The sequence below is a fragment of the Acinetobacter sp. YH16032 genome (assembly GCF_013417345.1).
GTDB lineage: Bacteria > Pseudomonadota > Gammaproteobacteria > Pseudomonadales > Moraxellaceae > Acinetobacter.
Map to the genome: position 1 here is coordinate 1 of NZ_VPEE01000100.1, position 1899 is coordinate 1899.

A 1899-nucleotide genomic window follows, 5' to 3' on the forward strand; every position below is an offset into this window, starting at 1 on the left:
TTACGATTTAATCGATTATGAAATAGATCTTTTTAAATTAGGTGAAGAACTAGGGATTGATATACAAACTCAATCTCAAAAGAGTCATGGTATTTCTGGAGCGCTTATTAGGAATGGCAATGATTTCCTAATCTACTATGCTTCTTCTATCAATAATATTCCATATCAACGATTCAGTATTGCCCATGAATTTGGGCATTATTTTTTACCTGAACATCCTGAAAATATCTTTAATAAAAATGGTACTCATTTTTCAAGTGCAGGTTCGAGCAGTAAAGATCCCTATGAAAGAGAAGCAGACTATTTTTCTACCTGCTTACTAATGCCTAAATTTCTTTTTGAAAAGGAAATGTATAAATACAATGACGGCTTAGAAGCAATTAAGTCTTTAGCTAGTATTTTCAATACGTCCTTAACCTCTACAGCTATACGATATATTGAACTTACTGAAGCACCTGCGCTATTAATTATCAGTTCAAATGGTAAAGTAGATGCTGTTTTCGATACTAAGGAACTACGTAAGTTTGGAAAGTGTATTTATATAAAAAACAAAGTCTTACCAAATAAAAATATAATTTCAACTGAGCTATCAAAAAAAGAAATTTTTCTTAATGAATGGATTGATACAAATCATCGTATTAAAGCAATTGAGGAAAGTATCACATTGGGATCTTATGAAAAAACTCTCACAGTAATCACAACAAATACTTTATATGAAGAGATTGAAGATGAGTTTAGTGATACATGGGAACCCCCTTCATTCAAATAGTATATTAAATATACAGTTTCTTATTTAACATAAAATCTCTTACGCGAAGTTGGTTTGTAAGCCCAAAATAGAAATGTCTGATTTCTCCAAAGTAAAAATGTTCACTTTTAGAATATGTGCTTTTGCGATTGTCGAAGCAGACGATTTTATATGTTAGCGTCATGCCAGATAAAGAACTTAAAAGATTGTCAATCTTGCAGGAAATCTGCGATCAACGCATACCTCAAACCTAGTCTGCTCAGTTACTTCATATTTCAAAACGTCAGATCAGACGTTTACTGCAAAATACAAAGCTCAAGGCCCAGTTGGACCTACATTCAGGGCTGCTTTTCCCCTATCAGCTTTTTAATGGATGTTTTATGAGCAACAATGAATGTTTTAGCTTATATCTGGGTCAAATGAGTGATAAAGTATCACTCAAAATACCCAAATATAGATTTATAGATGAAAGAGTTTCTCTCCCAAGCCGATGACCTGCATGAAAAGTACCTAACCCAGGAAAAACAGAAAATTGAAGAGCACAAAATGCTGGTCAATCAGGTCTTGGAGTCATACGACCAGAAAACTGTTGCTGAAATACTTCGCAGGGTTGGACAGTATGACTGGACCCGTGAAACGCTGAATAAATGGCTCAATGGAAAGAGTGCACCACGGGCACTCAGTGAGGGCGAAGTGGAGATGCTTCAGCAAAAGATGCTACCGAAGCCACCAGCACACCATCCGGACTATAAATTCCGTTTTATTGATCTGTTTGCCGGGATTGGCGGGATTAGGAAGGGATTTGAGGAAATAGGGGGACAATGCGTTTTTACCAGCGAATGGAACAAGGAAGCCATCCGGACCTACAAGGCCAACTGGTACTGTGATCCTCAACATCATAAATTCAACGAAGATATCAGACAGGTTACGCTGACTGAAGATCCGGATATAGACATCAATGAAGCTTATGAACATATTGATAACGAAATTCCGGATCATGAGGTACTACTGGCCGGTTTCCCATGCCAGCCGTTCTCTCTGGCAGGTGTTTCAAAAAAGAACTCCCTCGGCAAGGCACATGGTTTTGAATGTGAAGCACAAGGAACACTGTTTTTTGATGTGGCACGTATTATTGCAGCAAAACAGCCAGC

General features: G+C 37.2%; 2 protein-coding genes and 1 pseudogene. All 3 read left to right on the forward strand.

The window, feature by feature from the left end; genetic code table 11:
- A partial coding sequence (locus FTV32_RS16385) for an ImmA/IrrE family metallo-endopeptidase (RefSeq protein ID WP_180029112.1) occupies positions 1 to 769 on the forward strand: 769 nt, incomplete at its 5' end.
- Positions 770 to 930: 161 nt separating this feature from the next.
- Positions 931 to 1073, forward strand: a pseudogene (locus tag FTV32_RS16390) (helix-turn-helix domain-containing protein); the annotation flags it as partial.
- Positions 1074 to 1213: 140 nt separating this feature from the next.
- Positions 1214 to 1899, forward strand: a 686-nt coding sequence (gene dcm, locus FTV32_RS16395) for a DNA (cytosine-5-)-methyltransferase (RefSeq protein WP_180029113.1), incomplete at its 3' end; no start/stop codon positions are given.